At 33.1% G+C, this 1,269-nt stretch carries 1 protein-coding gene; it reads right to left on the bottom strand.

What is annotated here, in order from left to right; translation table 11 throughout:
- Positions 1–1,269, bottom strand: a 1,269-nt coding sequence (locus A8C32_RS20600) for a DUF8693 domain-containing protein (protein ID WP_489884314.1), incomplete at both ends; no start/stop codon positions are given.

The following is a 1,269-nucleotide window of genomic DNA, read 5'->3' as shown; positions in this document are numbered from 1 at the left end:
GTCCTTTAAGAAAATATCCATCGTATTAGGAACGTACTTCATTTTATCAATGGAGAATTTATATATACCAGGATCTGTTACTTTAATTTTTAAAGGTAAATTATCATTGATATCTATTTGAGGTAAGGCTTGAATGATTAGTTTTTCGTCGTTTAAAGTCCAATAAATATCATTTCTTTGGTCATCGTAAGCTTTTGCATCATAACCATTATCATATCCTTTAGAGGTTGTTACATCATAGCCTAATCCGAAAAGTCGATTTCTATTTTTAGGTTCTTTAAAAGAAAACCAAATTTTAGCTCTATGGTCTAAAGAAGCTGAAGTTTTCTTATTAGACGACTTATAAAAAATAGTTTCAGATAAAGATTCTCTAGCAAAAACACGTTGTTGATTATTAAAAACAAGGTTTCCAGAGTTTGTTATAGTTACAAAAAATCCTTGGCCAACAGGTATGCTAGAAGTAGGAGCAGTTTTAGAAGCAGAACCATTTCCACTAGTTAACCCAGAGGGGTCTACAACGGCAGGTAAAGACATCATTAAATTGTACACGGCATAGCCTCCTTCATAATCAATCAAACTATGGCTGCTATTGGAAGTAAAGTGTTCCCAAAAATATAATGTACCATCAATTACTGTAGAGTTATCATTAATAAATTGGTCAGCATTTAAAGCCGAAGGGTAAGGATTTCCTATTAAGAAATCATTATTGGCAGTTACAGGATATGAGTAATTACCATCGTTAGGAATTCCTTTAAAAATATATTCTTGCTCAGTATTGGCAGTACCAGATCCTTTCATGGTATATCCAATACCGGGTAACAAATTACTTGAAGAACTTAAGGGATTCCACTGGGAATAAGTATTAGAAAGACCATTGAAACTATATAGCCATCTGGAACTTAAAGTAATAGGGGTAGTGTTAGCATTAGCATTAAGAGCATTGTTAAAATTTATAACGCCATTAGCATCTTCTAAATCTCCAATTTGCCAAGAACCACCATTATTTACAGGTGAGCTCCAATAATTATAATTATGTAAATTCGAAACCCCTTGTTGTTTAACACTTATATACCCACTACCAGAATTAGGTGAGACCGTACTATGTTTTTGTATAAGTTGGGCTTCTCCTAATAAATCAAGAGATCCATCAATATGCACTTGGTTTTCAACTTCAAGAGAAACTCCATTAGCTACTGTTATAGTTCCTCCAATTTCAACTTGTATTTCTTTAACATGAGCATTGTTGTTTAAAGAGCAGCTTGTTCCAGA

Origin of the sequence: Flavivirga aquatica (genome assembly GCF_001747085.1) — a bacterium.
In the GTDB taxonomy this organism is placed as follows: Bacteria; Bacteroidota; Bacteroidia; order Flavobacteriales; family Flavobacteriaceae; genus Algibacter_C; species Algibacter_C aquatica.
Note: the sequence above shows the minus strand (reverse complement) of the source record. Positions and strands in the feature narration are given on the sequence as shown.